The organism is Proteus sp. Marseille-Q3619 (assembly GCF_965283115.1).
Genome location: NZ_CBDIMP010000001.1, coordinates 593,330 through 607,688 on the forward strand (window position 1 = coordinate 593,330; position 14,359 = coordinate 607,688).

The 14,359-nt window shown below is 34.7% G+C and carries 14 protein-coding genes and 1 riboswitch; of the genes, 6 read left to right on the forward strand and 8 right to left on the reverse strand.

Going from position 1 to position 14,359, the window contains the following annotated elements; translation table 11 throughout:
* Positions 1 to 88: 88 nt before the first annotated feature.
* Positions 89 to 1,561: an alanine/glycine:cation symporter family protein gene (locus ACWPWK_RS02780; protein WP_109374210.1), complete on the reverse strand. Its 1,473-nt coding sequence runs from the start codon at positions 1,559 to 1,561 to the stop codon at positions 89 to 91.
* Between the two features lie 1,333 nt (positions 1,562 to 2,894).
* Between ACWPWK_RS02780 and ACWPWK_RS02785 the strand changes: the two genes are divergently transcribed.
* The gene (locus ACWPWK_RS02785; protein WP_100160381.1) at positions 2,895 to 3,128 is read left to right on the forward strand and encodes a DNA polymerase III subunit theta; all 234 of its coding nucleotides are present in this window, start codon (positions 2,895 to 2,897) and stop codon (positions 3,126 to 3,128) included.
* A 105-nt stretch (positions 3,129 to 3,233) separates the two neighbouring features.
* On the opposite strand, the gene yebF is transcribed toward ACWPWK_RS02785, so the two are convergent.
* Entirely contained in the window at positions 3,234 to 3,623 is a 390-nt protein-coding gene (gene yebF, locus ACWPWK_RS02790; protein ID WP_109374209.1) for a protein YebF, read from the reverse strand.
* 96 nt (positions 3,624 to 3,719) lie between these two features.
* Positions 3,720 to 3,902 (reverse strand): YoaH family protein, encoded by a 183-nt coding sequence (locus tag ACWPWK_RS02795; RefSeq protein ID WP_109374208.1) that lies wholly within the window; start codon positions 3,900 to 3,902, stop codon positions 3,720 to 3,722.
* A 112-nt stretch (positions 3,903 to 4,014) separates the two neighbouring features.
* Between ACWPWK_RS02795 and pabB the strand changes: the two genes are divergently transcribed.
* From pabB to mntP, 4 genes are all read left to right on the forward strand, one after another.
* Positions 4,015 to 5,400, forward strand: coding sequence for an aminodeoxychorismate synthase component 1 (gene pabB / locus ACWPWK_RS02800; RefSeq protein ID WP_109374207.1), 1,386 nt, complete (start codon positions 4,015 to 4,017; stop codon positions 5,398 to 5,400).
* Positions 5,387 to 5,950, forward strand: coding sequence for a CoA pyrophosphatase (locus tag ACWPWK_RS02805; protein WP_109374206.1), 564 nt, complete (start codon positions 5,387 to 5,389; stop codon positions 5,948 to 5,950). Before pabB ends, ACWPWK_RS02805 begins: the two co-directional genes overlap by 14 nt.
* A 184-nt stretch (positions 5,951 to 6,134) precedes the next feature.
* Positions 6,135 to 7,496 carry an L-serine ammonia-lyase gene (locus ACWPWK_RS02810; RefSeq protein ID WP_109374205.1) on the forward strand — a complete coding sequence of 454 codons (1,362 nt, stop codon included), beginning with the start codon at positions 6,135 to 6,137 and terminating at the stop codon, positions 7,494 to 7,496.
* A 491-nt stretch (positions 7,497 to 7,987) separates the two neighbouring features.
* Positions 7,988 to 8,126: riboswitch (yybP-ykoY riboswitch) on the forward strand.
* A 59-nt stretch (positions 8,127 to 8,185) separates the two neighbouring features.
* Positions 8,186 to 8,773: a manganese efflux pump MntP gene (mntP, locus tag ACWPWK_RS02815; RefSeq protein ID WP_109374204.1), complete on the forward strand. Its 588-nt coding sequence runs from the start codon at positions 8,186 to 8,188 to the stop codon at positions 8,771 to 8,773.
* 91 nt (positions 8,774 to 8,864) lie between these two features.
* On the opposite strand, the gene rlmA is transcribed toward mntP, so the two are convergent.
* Together rlmA and psiE are read right to left on the reverse strand one after the other, a co-directional pair.
* Positions 8,865 to 9,680, reverse strand: coding sequence for a 23S rRNA (guanine(745)-N(1))-methyltransferase (rlmA, locus tag ACWPWK_RS02820; RefSeq protein ID WP_109374203.1), 816 nt, complete (start codon positions 9,678 to 9,680; stop codon positions 8,865 to 8,867).
* Positions 9,681 to 9,826: 146 nt separating this feature from the next.
* The gene (gene psiE / locus ACWPWK_RS02825; RefSeq protein WP_023581865.1) at positions 9,827 to 10,240 is read right to left on the reverse strand and encodes a phosphate-starvation-inducible protein PsiE; all 414 of its coding nucleotides are present in this window, start codon (positions 10,238 to 10,240) and stop codon (positions 9,827 to 9,829) included.
* 235 nt (positions 10,241 to 10,475) lie between these two features.
* Between psiE and ACWPWK_RS02830 the strand changes: the two genes are divergently transcribed.
* On the forward strand, positions 10,476 to 10,922 hold the full coding sequence (locus ACWPWK_RS02830) for a universal stress protein (protein ID WP_109374202.1): 447 nt from the start codon (positions 10,476 to 10,478) through the stop codon (positions 10,920 to 10,922).
* Between the two features lie 191 nt (positions 10,923 to 11,113).
* On the opposite strand, the gene ACWPWK_RS02835 is transcribed toward ACWPWK_RS02830, so the two are convergent.
* From ACWPWK_RS02835 to cycA, 3 genes are all read right to left on the reverse strand, one after another.
* Positions 11,114 to 11,932 carry an MBL fold metallo-hydrolase gene (locus tag ACWPWK_RS02835; protein ID WP_109374201.1) on the reverse strand — a complete coding sequence of 273 codons (819 nt, stop codon included), beginning with the start codon at positions 11,930 to 11,932 and terminating at the stop codon, positions 11,114 to 11,116.
* Between the two features lie 214 nt (positions 11,933 to 12,146).
* Positions 12,147 to 12,581: a universal stress protein gene (locus tag ACWPWK_RS02840; protein ID WP_100160390.1), complete on the reverse strand. Its 435-nt coding sequence runs from the start codon at positions 12,579 to 12,581 to the stop codon at positions 12,147 to 12,149.
* 183 nt (positions 12,582 to 12,764) lie between these two features.
* Positions 12,765 to 14,168, reverse strand: coding sequence for a D-serine/D-alanine/glycine transporter (gene cycA / locus ACWPWK_RS02845; protein WP_109374200.1), 1,404 nt, complete (start codon positions 14,166 to 14,168; stop codon positions 12,765 to 12,767).
* Positions 14,169 to 14,359: the final 191 nt, after the last annotated feature.

Here is a 14,359-nt window from a genome sequence, read left to right on the forward strand (position 1 = left end):
GATTGATTATTCCCAAAGTTAAATTGTAATAAAAAAACCCATATTAAAGAATATAGGTTCTGAGTTTTGACGCTTTTTTATTAGTGCCTTAGTTATTGCTCACTTTTTCACATCGAACTAAAGGTTCATCAGGAACAATATTTTCATCCCAAATTCCTTCCTCAATGTCATCTTGTAACTCTGGATATTGGCGAATATCAAATGTAGGCAGTAAACCTGCTTGTCGTTGCTGGTTATAATCTTTAACTAATTTTAAGGCGACACCAGAAAGCAAGATGATTGCAATTAAATTAGTCATTGCCATTAATCCCATTGAGAGATCGGCCATTTTCCAAACAAGAGGCATATCCGCTAAAGCGCCAAACATCACCATAGCTAAAGCCGCTGAACGTAAAAGAAATAGCCCTGTTGTGTGATTACGTCCAAGGAAAATCATATTACTCTCAGCATAAGCATAATTGGCAATAATGGAGGTAAAAGCAAAGAAGAAAATTGCAATTGCAATAAAAGTACTTCCCCAACCACCCACACTAGATGACAAGGCCAATTGTGTTAATTGAATACCGTTAATACCTTCTGGATAACTGTCTAGTACACCTGATGATAAAATGATCACCGCAGTGGCACTACAAATAACCAAGGTATCCATGAAAACACCTAGCATTTGAATATAGCCTTGAGATGCAGGATGCGGTGGATAAGGTGTTGCTGAAGCAGCAGCATTCGGTGCAGAACCCATACCTGCTTCATTAGAAAAGAGACCGCGTTGAATACCTTGTGTCATCGCTTGGCTAATACCGTAAGCAATGGCACCAGCAGCCGCTTCTTGTAATCCAAAGGCACTTTTAAAAATTAAAATAAAAACTTCGGGTAAGCGTTCAATATGATCTGCAACAACCCAAAATGCTAATAATAAATAAGCTGTTGCCATGACAGGAACAACTAATTCAGCAACACGAGCAATCCAACGCAGGCCACCAAAAATAATAAATCCGCTGGTTAGTACTAAAAAGATCCCCACGTAAAGTGGATCAAAATTAAAGGCAGAAGCTGTAGCTTGAGCAATCGAATTCGCTTGAACAGCATTAAAAACTAAGCCAAAAGCGATAATTAAGAAAATGGCGAAGAGAACACCCATCCAGCGCATTTTCAGTCCTTTTGTCATATAATAAGCAGGACCACCACGGTAGTTACCATCATCATCTTTTGTTTTATAAAGTTGTGCGAGTGTACTTTCTATTAATGATGTCGCCATACCAATTAAAGCGACTACCCACATCCAAAAAATAGCGCCAGGGCCACCCGCAGTTAAAGCAATCGCGACTCCCGTCAAATTTCCAGTACCTACCCGCGCAGCTAGACTAGTGCATAATGCCTGAAAGGAAGAAATTCCTGATTTATCTGACTTATGGCTATTTTTTAAAATAGAGAACATATGACTAAAATGTCGGATTTGTATAAATCCAGTACGGATAGTAAAGTAAATACCTACTCCAAGAAGTAAGTAGATAAGAGCATATCCCCATAAAATGTTATTCGCAAAGTTTATTAGCCCTGTCAAATCAATCCCCTTATGTAATAACGTATATAACCTATCCTTACATCGCTATTGAAATAAAAAAGTAAGCAGATATCGTGTAATTGAGACAATTACTGATACGAATCCGTCTTAAAGTAATATCAAAAATTACTGTGTGAAAAGCGAACTAAATGTAACACAATATTGCGTGACATGTATATTTTTTGTTTATTTTTTTACATATTATTATTTTAATTTAATTATATCGTTAACTAAAATGAACAATATTGAAAAATAAAAAAACCATACATATCATTAGGATAAATAATTATTTCTTTATTTTATTAACTCGGAAAAGTAAAGCAAATACTTTAGTCATTAAGTTAATCAGTCATTTTAGAAAAAAGAACAAACAGATTAAAAAAACATCAGTTAATAATCTTTTCTATTTATCTAAAATAAGATTTAAATGAACTATTAAAGTGTTTAATTAAGATTTTTTTAATGTAAGATTTAACATCTCAGTAATTAACATTTAAGAAATAAAGATTTTTATAACAATTAACAATAAATATTTTATATTGCCATGTCAATAAAATGCTTTAATATTAATAAGATATTAAAATAAGATAAAAAATAAACTTTACATCTTTATTTTATCATACTTTCCTAATGCATTAATTATAGCATGGTTAGTTATCTTTCATTTTTAATGAATACTGTTGATTGCTTTCTCTTCTCTTTTTTTATTCACTAGCTATTCATTAATAACCTTATTCTTTTTTGAACATTAATTAAAGTTTATTTTATATTAATAAAAAAATGTAGAATCACGTAAGTTTACCTATTAACCATTTGGTTAATTTTATTTATACTATGTTTTTCCCTGGTGTTGTATTAATTTTCGCCCTGTTTCCCCAACAGGGCATTTTTTTATCTCAATATTTCAGTGCCTTATCATAACTCATTGTCAAACAATACAAAATAAAAAAACATGAAATATCTCATTAATAAATTAACATTATTTACCTATTTTTAATGCAAAATCCATCACTCTTTTCATTGATCTAAATCAAATTAAACATTCATATTATTTACTCTTTTCAGAGATAAACTGCTTTTTCTCTATTTTAAAATCTATTTAATAAGGATTAAAAATACTCATTTTATCATTAGCCTTATTTGAATTACTCATAAAGTGGTATAACAATTAAAGAAGAATAGATTTTTATTGTTATATTTAATGACCTTGATTAAAAATCGACCCAAATAAAGCACATCATTTTTACTACACATTAATGACTAATATCTTTATTTACTTGCATTAATAAGCGCGCTCTTTTACCTTACTTATATTGTTATAGAGGGAAAGATAATGAGTTATAACCTTTCAGAATTAACACAAGAAGAAAAAGATAAGCTAAATATAAGTTTAGCCGCTTCAGGCGTTGCTTTTAAAGAGCGCTATAACATGCCTGTTGTAGCAGATGCTGTTTTAAGAGAACAACCTCAAGCTTTTCAAGCCTTCTTTCAAGAAAGGCTGGTATTTTATCGTGCAAGAAGCCAGCACTATTCTCGTTTACCTTATGACCCACCAGTAAAAAAATAGTCAAACACTCTCCGTTATTTTGATAATGGTAAAAAAAAAGAGATAAACCTTGGTTTATCTCTTTTTCTTTCAATCGATTAACTACAACTCACTATCACCTATCTATTACTTAGGGGAAACATAAGTAATAGTATTGTCATCACAATTGACTTGAACATTGTAACGAAGGTCTGTTCTCGCCCCTCTTACATTCAATACCATCTGATAGTTATTATCCATCTTGATAACTTCATTAGCATTAATACTTGCAACAGGTTTTGATCCTAATGCATTTTTATCATCTTGCCAGCGAGGTAAACGATTTTGTAAATAATCATTTTTTACTCTTGTAACAAGTTGATTGTTATCTAAATTAACACAACTCGAAAATGGTGCAGAGCGCACAATATCTTTATTCACATTTTCGATACTTTCTGCAGATGCTCCAAAAGAAACGGCAAGTAAAAGACCTGCTCCAAGTATCCCTGTTTGACTCACAAGCTTGCTTAATGTCATATAACCTCCCGAAAATATCCCTTAAAACAGGATGTGTTTTCATTAAGCATAGCATATGGTTAATAACACAATTGTGACATTTGTTAAAAAATTGTTTTATTCATTTTCATCATCAAATACAATAGAAACAGATTCACGGGTCGCGTGTTTCTCTCTTAACTCTTGAGCTACTAATTGGATAGCCTCTCCACTGCTCATTCCCTCAGCCATAAGAGATTGGATTTTTTCTACCGCTTTTTGTTGCTCTTCATGTGTTAATGTAGGCATTCCTAGAAACATAATGTTACTCTTATCTTTATTAACGTCTATTTTGTATTTACATGAATGTAATCTTTTTGATTACAATTTATTGTGCAAATAATACAACACACTTTGTTTACATGGTCATAAGATGGATATGCAATTACAACAACGCGAACTAACTTATACCCCTGATCTAGCATTGCGGGTATTTTCTCCTATTGCGTCATTGCCTTGGTCTAGTTTACTTCATTCTGGCTTTGCCGAACATCCTCATAATCGTTTTGATATTGTTGTCTCCGATCCTGCTGTGACTTTAGAAACTCGCAAACAAACGACAACGATTAAAGAAAAAAACGGCACAGTCAAACGTTCTAAAAAAGATCCCTTCACTCTCATTCAATCTGCGTTGGAACAATTCGATTTTCACCCAGAACAAAGTGAGTCATTGCCTTTTTTGGGTGGCGCTTTAGGTATCTGGAGTTATGACTTAGGTCGTCGTTTTGAAAATTTACCTGAAATAGCGAAAAATGAACTTAGTTTCGCAGATATGGCAATTGGTATTTATGATTGGGCACTTATTGTTGATCACGATTTAAAAAAAGCCACTTTAATTAGCTATCACAATATTGATGAGCGCTCACAGTGGTTAGAAAGCCAAACTTCCACAGCTCTTGATTCACGATTCACCTTAACAACAGATTGGCAATCAAACATCAGTAGTGATGAATATAACGAGAAAATTGCTAAAATTCATCAATACTTACTTTCGGGTGACTGCTATCAAGTTAATTTAGCTCAACGTTTTTGTGCAAGCTATACAGGCAGTGAGTGGAACGCATTCTTAACATTGAATCAAGCTAATAAAGCACCTTTTTCTTCTTTTATGTGTTTGCCAAATAACTTTGTGATTAGTGTTTCACCTGAACGTTTTATTCATTTAGTTGATAATAAAATTGAAACACGTCCTATAAAAGGCACACTACCTCGTAAAGCATCGCCAAAAGAAGATGATGAACAAGCTCAATTATTAGCAAATTCACGTAAAGATCGCGCTGAAAACTTAATGATTGTAGATTTGATGCGTAATGATATTGGCAAAGTTGCAGTAACAGGTTCTGTTAAGGTTCCTGAATTGTTTGTTGTCGAGCGTTTCCCAGCAGTACACCATTTAGTCAGTACTATCACCGCAGCGCTTCCTGAGCATTTAAAAGCAACGGATCTATTAAGAGCGGCTTTCCCTGGTGGTTCAATTACCGGAGCGCCGAAGATCAGAGCTATGGAGATCATTGAAGAATTAGAGCCTCATCGTCGCCATGGATATTGTGGTGCAATTGGTTATATCAGTTTTTGTGGCACAATGGACACCAATATCAGCATTCGCACTTTATTAACTGAAAAAAATAAAATTTACTGTTGGGCAGGTGGTGGTATTGTTGCTGATAGCGTTGCTGAAAAAGAGTACCAAGAAACATTCGATAAACTTGGGCAAATATTAACTGTTTTAAGTGAGTCTACTATCGATGACACCCATTGATACTTTTATCAATCGTTTTCAACTCACATTACCTGATGACAAGGTAAATCAGCCTCTTCATGCCCAAAAATCGGCAGCTGTCCTGCTGCCGATTATCAATAAACCTAACCCAACATTATTATTAACTGAGCGTGCATCAACGTTACGCTCTCATGCAGGGCAAGTCGCTTTACCCGGCGGTAAACGCGATCCTGAAGATAGCAACCTTATTGCAACAGCACTAAGGGAGGCGCATGAAGAAGTGGCTATTCCACCCCATGCCGTATCCGTTATTGGTCAATTAGCCCCTTTGCAAAGTTCTAGCGGATATTTAGTTACCCCTATTGTGGGTGTTATTCCTGCGGGTTTACCTTTACGCCATAATCCAGCGGAAGTTGCCTCTATCTTTGAAATGCCACTAAGTCATGTACTTAATGCCCAACATTATCAACCTTTAGATTTTCATCGTGCTGGTGAAAATCATCGTATCTACTTTTATCCCTATAATGGACATCTCGTCTGGGGATTAACCGCTGCTATTTTGCATAGACTCGCTTTGCATATTACTTAGCACGCTATTTTATATTCAGCTTGTGCTTTTTATCGCCGCCTTCACAACTCTACTTAGCTATTTTAAAAAAATGTTGTAAACTACATCATTAACGGGACGATATAATCGTAAAAACGATCCCTTTACTATAAATAACTATATTTTATTCTTTTTAACCCTCTCTCTTATTATTAAGGAGTCTGACGTGATTAGCGTTTTCGACATGTTTAAAGTGGGCATCGGACCATCTAGCTCTCACACCGTAGGGCCAATGAAAGCGGGTAAAGAATTTGTCGATGATTTAGTCAGCCAGGAATTGATTGCGTCTGTCACTCGTGTAGCTGTTGATGTTTACGGCTCCTTGTCTTTGACAGGCAAAGGTCACCATACTGATATCGCAATTATTATGGGGTTAGCAGGTAATGCACCAGCTACTGTCGATATTGACAGCATTCCCGGTTTTATTCGTGAAGTTGAAGAAACTGGCAAGCTTTCATTAGCAAACGGCTTAAAAGTGGTCGATTTCCCAGCAGAAAGTATGCATTTTAGCAACGACAACCTGTCATTACATGAAAATGGTATGACAATCCATGCTTTTGCTGGCGACAAAGAAGTCTATAGAAAAACATATTATTCTATTGGTGGCGGTTTTATCGTTGATGAAGAAAACTTCGGTAAATCAACATTAAATAGCAAGCCTGTTTCATACCCTTATGCTAGTGCAGAAGAGTTATTAAAACACTGTAAAGAAACGGGTTTATCCATTTCTAGCTTAATGATGAAAAATGAGCTAGATCTGCATACTCAAGCAGAAATTAATGCTTATTTCGCTGATGTTTATAAAACAATGCAAGAGTGCATTGAACACGGTTTAAATACAGAAGGCGTATTACCGGGACCATTACGTGTACCTCGTCGTGCTGCCGCATTAAATCGCTTATTAACATCAAGCAACAGCCTGTCAAACGATCCAATGAAAGTCGTTGATCTGATCAATATGTTTGCACTGGCGGTTAATGAAGAAAACGCCGCAGGTGGACGCGTTGTTACAGCACCAACAAATGGTGCATGTGGTATCGTTCCTGCTGTATTGGCTTACTACGATCGTTGCATAGAGCCTGTTACACAAGAAACCTACTTACGCTATTTCTTGGCATCCGGTGCAATTGGTATTCTTTACAAAATGAATGCTTCTATTTCAGGTGCTGAAGTCGGTTGCCAAGGCGAAGTTGGCGTAGCTTGTTCAATGGCAGCTGCGGGTCTTGCTGAATTATTAGGCGGAAGTCCAGAACAAGTCTGTATCGCTGCTGAAATCGGTATGGAACACAACCTTGGTTTAACTTGTGACCCAGTTGCAGGCCAAGTCCAAGTTCCTTGTATTGAACGTAATGCCATTGCTTCTGTTAAAGCAGTCAATGCCGCGCGTATGGCAATTCGTCGTACCAGTGAACCTCGTGTTTCTCTCGATAAAGTCATTGAAACCATGTATGAAACGGGTAAAGACATGAATGCTAAATACCGCGAAACATCACGCGGTGGTCTTGCAATCAAAGTACAGTGTGACTAATTAACACTATTTAGACGAAAAGCCATTCATTTTGAATGGCTTTTTTATTTCAGCTACTTTATTTTTAATCATCGCTTAACCCTTAGATAACTAAAGAAAATAATTATTAAATATACATTTGAAATTAAGCAATCTATCTTTTTATAATTTAAAACTTTTTATTTTTATATATTAAATTCCAGCACTAAATATACTTATTAAATATAGGCTCATTTAATATTTATTTAATTTTGTAGGAAATAGAGCTTATAATTTTTAGGTGTACTCATTTCTATAAAATATTAATTTCTTATTATAAAAATAATTAAAACCCATCATTTATTATATGGTTAATAATTCATCATATTGAATTTTATCATTTTTTTAACATTTGAAGATCGTTTAAAATATATTTAAAACAACCTGATTTAATAATGATAATTATTATCAATATCATCTTTGAAATATAATAAATAATATGTTGCCTTTCGAAAATAATATGTTATCTTCTGCACCAAGTCATTGGGGAGTAGCCTGTCTTAAAATAAGAATAATTATTTTAAGAAATCTGTATCAACATACTCGCTTATTTTCATCTAGCGTGGTGCAGATGCCGTAATACGGTTGGCAAGACCATAGACACATAATTGTACTTCTTTGGTTGGGGGTCAATTGTGTGTATATGGAAATACCCCAACCGAGGCTTTATTATGAGTTTCTACGCTACTATCATTCTCGCCCTTGCCCTTTCTATGGACGCATTTGCTGTTGCTGTCTGTAAAGGAGCCACATTACACAAACCTCGTTTTCGCGAAGCACTCCGCACTGGATTTATATTCGGTATTATTGAAGCCAGCACACCCGTTATTGGTTGGGCGATAGGCTTATATACTAGCCAATATATTATTCAATGGGATCACTGGGTTGCCTTTGGATTACTGTTTGTTCTTGGTAGCCGGATGATTTACCAAAGCTTAAAACGTGGCGATGATTGTCCTTGTGAAGAAGAAGCCCCACAACGCCACGGCTCACTATCTTTAATCGCCACAGGTATTGCTACAAGCCTTGATGCAATGGCAATTGGTGTCGGTTTAGCGTTTCTTCAAGTCAATATTGTTCATACCGCAATGACGATTGGTATGATGACCATGATCATGGCTACGCTGGGTATGCTAATTGGGCGCTACATTGGCCCAGTACTTGGAAAAAAAGCAGAAATTATTGGCGGGATCGTATTAATTGCTATCGGCTTTAATATTGTATTCGAACACTTAGAATTATTTATGTACGCCAAATAATCACTAATAAAGCATATTAAAAAGCTTAGGTTTGAAATATCACGACCTAAGCTTTTTTATTAACTTAATAAAATATTATTATTTCACATTATTAAGCATGACGTTGATAGACTCGAATTAAAAAGTCTGTTTCACATTCAAAGTTTTTACTTTCCGCTAATGTTTGTTTTACTTCTTCGCTTGCACGCCATGCAAACGGCGTCATTTGTAATAAATCAAAAGCCTGCTTACCGTTTAAATTCATCATATAAGCAACTTGATGTTCAGACACTTTATTAAACCCATCAAAATGTTCTTCTTTTAATGGGTGAAGATGTACTTCTGAATAAATCAGTGCTTTTAACTGATAAAGGTGACGAGGAGCTGGTGTAACAGTAATAATATAACCATTGTGCACAATGACTCTTGCTAATTCATCACTGTTACAAGGGGCGTAAATACGCACAACCGCATTTAAAGAAGCATCACAAAAAGGTAAACGTTGACTTGAAGCTACACAAAAATGAATGGATGAATAGCGTTTAGCTGCATATTTAATTGCAACCTTAGAAACATCTAAGCCATAAACTTGTGGATTATGTAATTTTAGATTTTGATAAAATTGATTGGTGTAATAACCTTCACCACAACCAATATCCAATACAACACTGTTATCTTCAGGCAATAATGTTTGTATTAACTCAGCCACTTTATCTCGCATTGGCTGGTAAAAACCTGCATCTAAAAACTCACGGCGTGCGTTAATCATTTCAGCACTATCACCAGGCTCTTTTGAGCGTTTAAATTGCACTGGCAACAAATTGACATACCCTTCTTTAGCACAATCAAATTGATGATTATTTTCACAGACCCAACTGTGAGCTTGAAGAGAAAGCGCCTGATAACATAATGGACATTGATAAGACATAGTAATATTTTTGTATAACCCAGAATAGAATTGGGAGAGATAATAACATACCTCTCCCAATCTTGCGGAAAACCTTACTCTTTATTTTTAATCTTAAGTCATGCTTTCTATGCTAAGTAGCTTACTAAGCACAACTTATAGGCGAATTAAGTTCGTTTTAGTTTTTCAGTGTTAGCGATAAATAACGCAATAACTAACAACAATATTGCACCTGATTGAATTAGCGTATCAACGGAGTCTTTATGCTCAACAATAATTAAACGCACTATTGCTGTTATTCCAATATAAATAAAATATCTCAGAGGGAAATGCCCACCAGATAAAAAATACTTAACAATAAGTGCAATAAACTCAAAATAAAGAAAGTAGATCAAAATGCCTTCTAATAATTGATAAGACGACTCTTCTGCACCTAAATTAAATAATAATGAAGCAATTACATATGTTTCTTTGATAAGAAAACTGACCAATACAATCGCTAAAATAAGTAACCCAATATTAAGCACCCACTGTAATATAGTGGCAATACATTTCAGTAAGTCTTCGCTTGATTTTCTCATATAAACTATAACCTAGTGGGATCATTCCGTGATGTGTAAAAATAATAAAAGATCTATTAGACAATTTTACTAAATTTTAATGGATTTACGCATTCACCACACCATTTTTTTATCTTTTAGAGCCAAAAAACCAAGAATAATGATGCAATAATCGCAATATTTACTTTTAAATTTCAACTTGTAAGCCGATTTACTTATACTTAATTTAAGGGCTAATTTATTGAAAAGGCACACTATGGCTAACAAATACCTCGTTGCAATTGATTTATTAGAAGATAGCAGAATTCAGCGCATGATCGAAGATATTCACTTCCTAGCTAGGAAACCAGAAAATTATTTCCATTTCATTACAGTTATGCCTAATTTGCGCTCTTTAGAAGCTTATGGGCTTAATTGTGACAGCTCGTCGGTCATTGAGAAAAAGCAACAAGCTTTAGTTTTATTGACTGAAAAATTAGAGCAATGCGTAAAACAACAATTTAACTTACCCAAAGAGCAATACCAATGCCATGCCGTTATTGGTACGCCTAATTATAATATTCTAGAGTTAGCAGATGAAATTGATGCAGATACCATTATTATTGGTTCAAGTTCACGCAATAAACGTAATATTTTACTGGGTTCGACAGCGGATTATATTGTAAACAATACGTCGCGTTCAGTAATGGTTATTCGCAAGTAAAATCACCAATACACTTTTCTTTTGGCAATAAAGTTAGATCATTTATTGCCAATAACTATTCTACTATTCTCTTCATTATAAATAGCACTAAATGCACTTTAATTTTTTTGTTTCAATAGCTTATTTTGTTAGAATGCAGACCAAAAAAACAAAAAATTCGCCTCTTTTAAGAGACTTCGTTCCATTAAATACTACTCAAAAGATAAAGATTGTCCTGCATTGAAATCTTTTGCATTAAGATATTTTCGCCCTAATCCCCCTGTGCAATGGCATCCATACACATCAATATTTTCATCTATGGCTTTTTTAGCACGCTGTAAAGCAAATGGTGTTGCACAACGTAAATGCAATCCCCCGACAATCGCTTGAATTTGGTTATTTCCAGTTATTTTTTTCGCGTGCCCAATGATGGATTCAATACCAGAATGACTACAACCAGTGATAATCACTAGGCCTTTTTTTCCTTGCCAAACAAGAAAACTATCATCAAGAACATAATCATCTTCTTCACCTGATTCATGAATAATAACACCATAGCGTTTATTCACTTGACGTTGAGTCACTTGTCCCGAATAGATAAAACTTTTTTCGATTACTAACGGTGCTTGTGTTAATTCAAAAGAAAACTGCGCTTCGAGTTTTGCTCGATCAAATAAAGGTGCTAAACGTTTAAATTTAATATTTTTATTACCTAAAAAAAGGGCTGAATAACGAACAGAAAATAAATGAGGATGGGCGATAATTCGTGGTTTATGGGTGAAAAAATCTACTGGCAAATGTGTAAGTCCACCAAAATGATCATAATGCCCATGAGACACAACAATCGTTTTCAATGTGGTTAAATCAATACCCATTTTTTTTGCATTTGAAATAAAGGTAAGGTCTTTTCCAGTATCAAAGAGAATTTTAGCTTGGCACTCATCATCTTCTAACAACAATGATAAACCAGGATAATGGTTAAGTTCAGGATTAATCGATTTGTTTTCTAGTAATGCGGTGATCGTTAACATAGGGATTTTTTAATTATTATCAGAAGATAACGTAATAGTAATTAAAAAAAGAATTTGTTCCAAATATAAAAGCTGCTGATTTGTGCGATTGCTTTACCTTTTTAATCGCATAATCGCTGTTACGTGCGAACAAAACATAACAGCGATATCACTAAACTCTGCAAATATTCTTATTTTTCACTTATAAACACATTAGAGTTATCTTACGGCTCTATTATCTTACTACCATAACAGAACGTTTTGCATAACGTGTAATATCTGCGGCGGTTGAACCGATATGATAAGAGTCATCTTCAGGATTATGCGAACCAATCACAATTAAATCCGCATTCACCTCATCAGCAATCTGCAATATTGCATCTCGTGGTGTACCAATACAAATGTGAGTTTGCATTCTGTCATCAGGTAAATCAAAACGTTCGATTATTTTTTTAAGCTCTTTTTCCGCTGACGTTTTTAAGCATCCTTGATCTAATTGATCGCCATTCATAACAAGTCGATAATAAGAAGATTGTGGAAGTTTAGGTAACACATACAAAAAGTGAACATAAGGATCTTCATTTTTTGCAATATTTTCCACTAACGGAATTGCTTTGTTCATCAGGTTATCTTCATCAATATCAATGGGAACCAAAATATTCTTATACATACCGTCTCCTTTTATTTTAATTGTAGGATAGTGTATTTTAAAAAAATTGCTGGATATAGTTAACATATTCTAAAAATATATTAACTCACTTGAATAACACCTAATTTTTAATCAAAAAAATAGCCCTATCATCGATTGATAAGGCTATACATTTAATAAAAAAAGAATGCGTAATTTATTTTTCTATTGCCATTTTTGTTTACGTTTTTTAACGTACTGATAGCCAATTGCTAATGCAATAAACCATAATGGAGTCACACTTAATGCTTGGCGGGTATCATGTTCAAAAGCGAGTAGCAACGTCATAAATGCAAAAAATGCAAGACACAGCCACGACATAATAATTCCCAAAGGCATTTTATAGATAGACTTTTCATGCAATTGTGGGCGTTTTTTACGATATGCCAAATAAGAGCATAAAATCATACTCCAAATAAACATAAATAATAACGCAGAGACTGTTGTTACCAAGGTAAATACGTGCATAACATCAGGAATAAAGTAGATTAATATAATTCCACATGACAAACATAAGCTAGTAAATAACAGTCCATTGGCAGGTACTGCACGTTTAGATAATTGGCTAAACTGTTTTGGTGCTTCGCCTTCTTTAGATAAACCGAATAACATTCGGCTTGTGGAAAATATCCCACTATTTGCAGAAGAGGCTGCTGCCGTTAATACCACGAAGTTTACTAAACTTGCAGCTGCAGGTATTCCTATCATAACGAATAACTCAACAAATGGGCTTTTATCCGCCAAAATAGAACGCCATGGAGTTACCGACATGATAATTGCTAATGCTAGTACGTAAAAAGTAATAATACGGATAGGAATAGCATTGATAGCTTTCGGCAAGGATTTTTCTGGATCACGAGTTTCTGCAGCCGCAGTCCCGACTAATTCAATCCCAACAAACGCAAAAATAGCAATTTGGAATCCAGCAAAAAATCCACTTAACCCCTTAGGGAACATTCCCCCATCATTCCAAATATTCTCTAGTGCTGCTGTGTGTCCTGCTGGCGATTCAAACCCAATACTGATAAGAACAATACCAACAATAATTAAAGAGACAATTGCGGTTATTTTTATCATGGAGAACCAAAATTCCATTTCTCCGAAGAGTTTGACTGTTGCTAAATTTAAAATAAGCAATGTCAGCACACAAATAAAGGATGTTCCCCATTCAGGAAAATTAGGAGCCCAATAACTAATATAGGACGTTATAGCGACGATATCGGCAATACCCGTAATGACCCAGCAAAACCAATATGTCCAGCCAACAAAAAAGCCAGCCCACGGCCCTAATAAATCACCAGCAAAATCACTAAATGACTTATATTCTAAATTTGATAACAACAGCTCGCCCATCGCTCTCATCACAAAGAACAAGACAAAACCAATTATCATATAAACAAAAATAATTGATGGTCCAGCTAACGAAATGGTTTTCCCTGATCCCATAAATAGACCAGTACCGATAGCACCACCAATAGCAATTAATTGAATATGACGATTTGTTAGCCCGCGCTGTAGAGTAGCATTTTTCACTCTAACGGGAGGAGAAATTTCTGTTTGATCTTCCATACAATACCTGAAGTGTTTTCATATTTTCGATGTTGTTTTTACCGCTATTTTATTTTTTAACGCGGTAATATGTTTGCGAAATTATTGTGACACAAATCTCAGTATAAGTAATGAAAAGATCACTTTTAGTAAAATGAATGATGCTTTGATAACCAGATAAGATCCTTTCTTTAATTTAATCGGCGATATTT

What these genes read in the sequence shown, in the direction of transcription:
- ACWPWK_RS02785 (WP_100160381.1), top strand. Translation starts at nt 2,895, where the DNA reads ATGAGTTATAACCTTTCAGAATTAACACAAGAAGAAAAAGATAAGCTA.
- yebF (WP_109374209.1), bottom strand. Translation starts at nt 3,623, where the DNA reads ATGACATTAAGCAAGCTTGTGAGTCAAACAGGGATACTTGGAGCAGGT.
- ACWPWK_RS02795 (WP_109374208.1), bottom strand. Translation starts at nt 3,902, where the DNA reads ATGTTTCTAGGAATGCCTACATTAACACATGAAGAGCAACAAAAAGCG.
- pabB (WP_109374207.1), top strand. Translation starts at nt 4,015, where the DNA reads ATGGATATGCAATTACAACAACGCGAACTAACTTATACCCCTGATCTA.
- ACWPWK_RS02805 (WP_109374206.1), top strand. Translation starts at nt 5,387, where the DNA reads ATGACACCCATTGATACTTTTATCAATCGTTTTCAACTCACATTACCT.
- mntP (WP_109374204.1), top strand. Translation starts at nt 8,186, where the DNA reads ATGAGTTTCTACGCTACTATCATTCTCGCCCTTGCCCTTTCTATGGAC.
- rlmA (WP_109374203.1), bottom strand. Translation starts at nt 9,680, where the DNA reads ATGTCTTATCAATGTCCATTATGTTATCAGGCGCTTTCTCTTCAAGCT.
- psiE (WP_023581865.1), bottom strand. Translation starts at nt 10,240, where the DNA reads ATGAGAAAATCAAGCGAAGACTTACTGAAATGTATTGCCACTATATTA.
- ACWPWK_RS02830 (WP_109374202.1), top strand. Translation starts at nt 10,476, where the DNA reads ATGGCTAACAAATACCTCGTTGCAATTGATTTATTAGAAGATAGCAGA.
- ACWPWK_RS02835 (WP_109374201.1), bottom strand. Translation starts at nt 11,932, where the DNA reads ATGTTAACGATCACCGCATTACTAGAAAACAAATCGATTAATCCTGAA.
- ACWPWK_RS02840 (WP_100160390.1), bottom strand. Translation starts at nt 12,581, where the DNA reads ATGTATAAGAATATTTTGGTTCCCATTGATATTGATGAAGATAACCTG.
- cycA (WP_109374200.1), bottom strand. Translation starts at nt 14,168, where the DNA reads ATGGAAGATCAAACAGAAATTTCTCCTCCCGTTAGAGTGAAAAATGCT.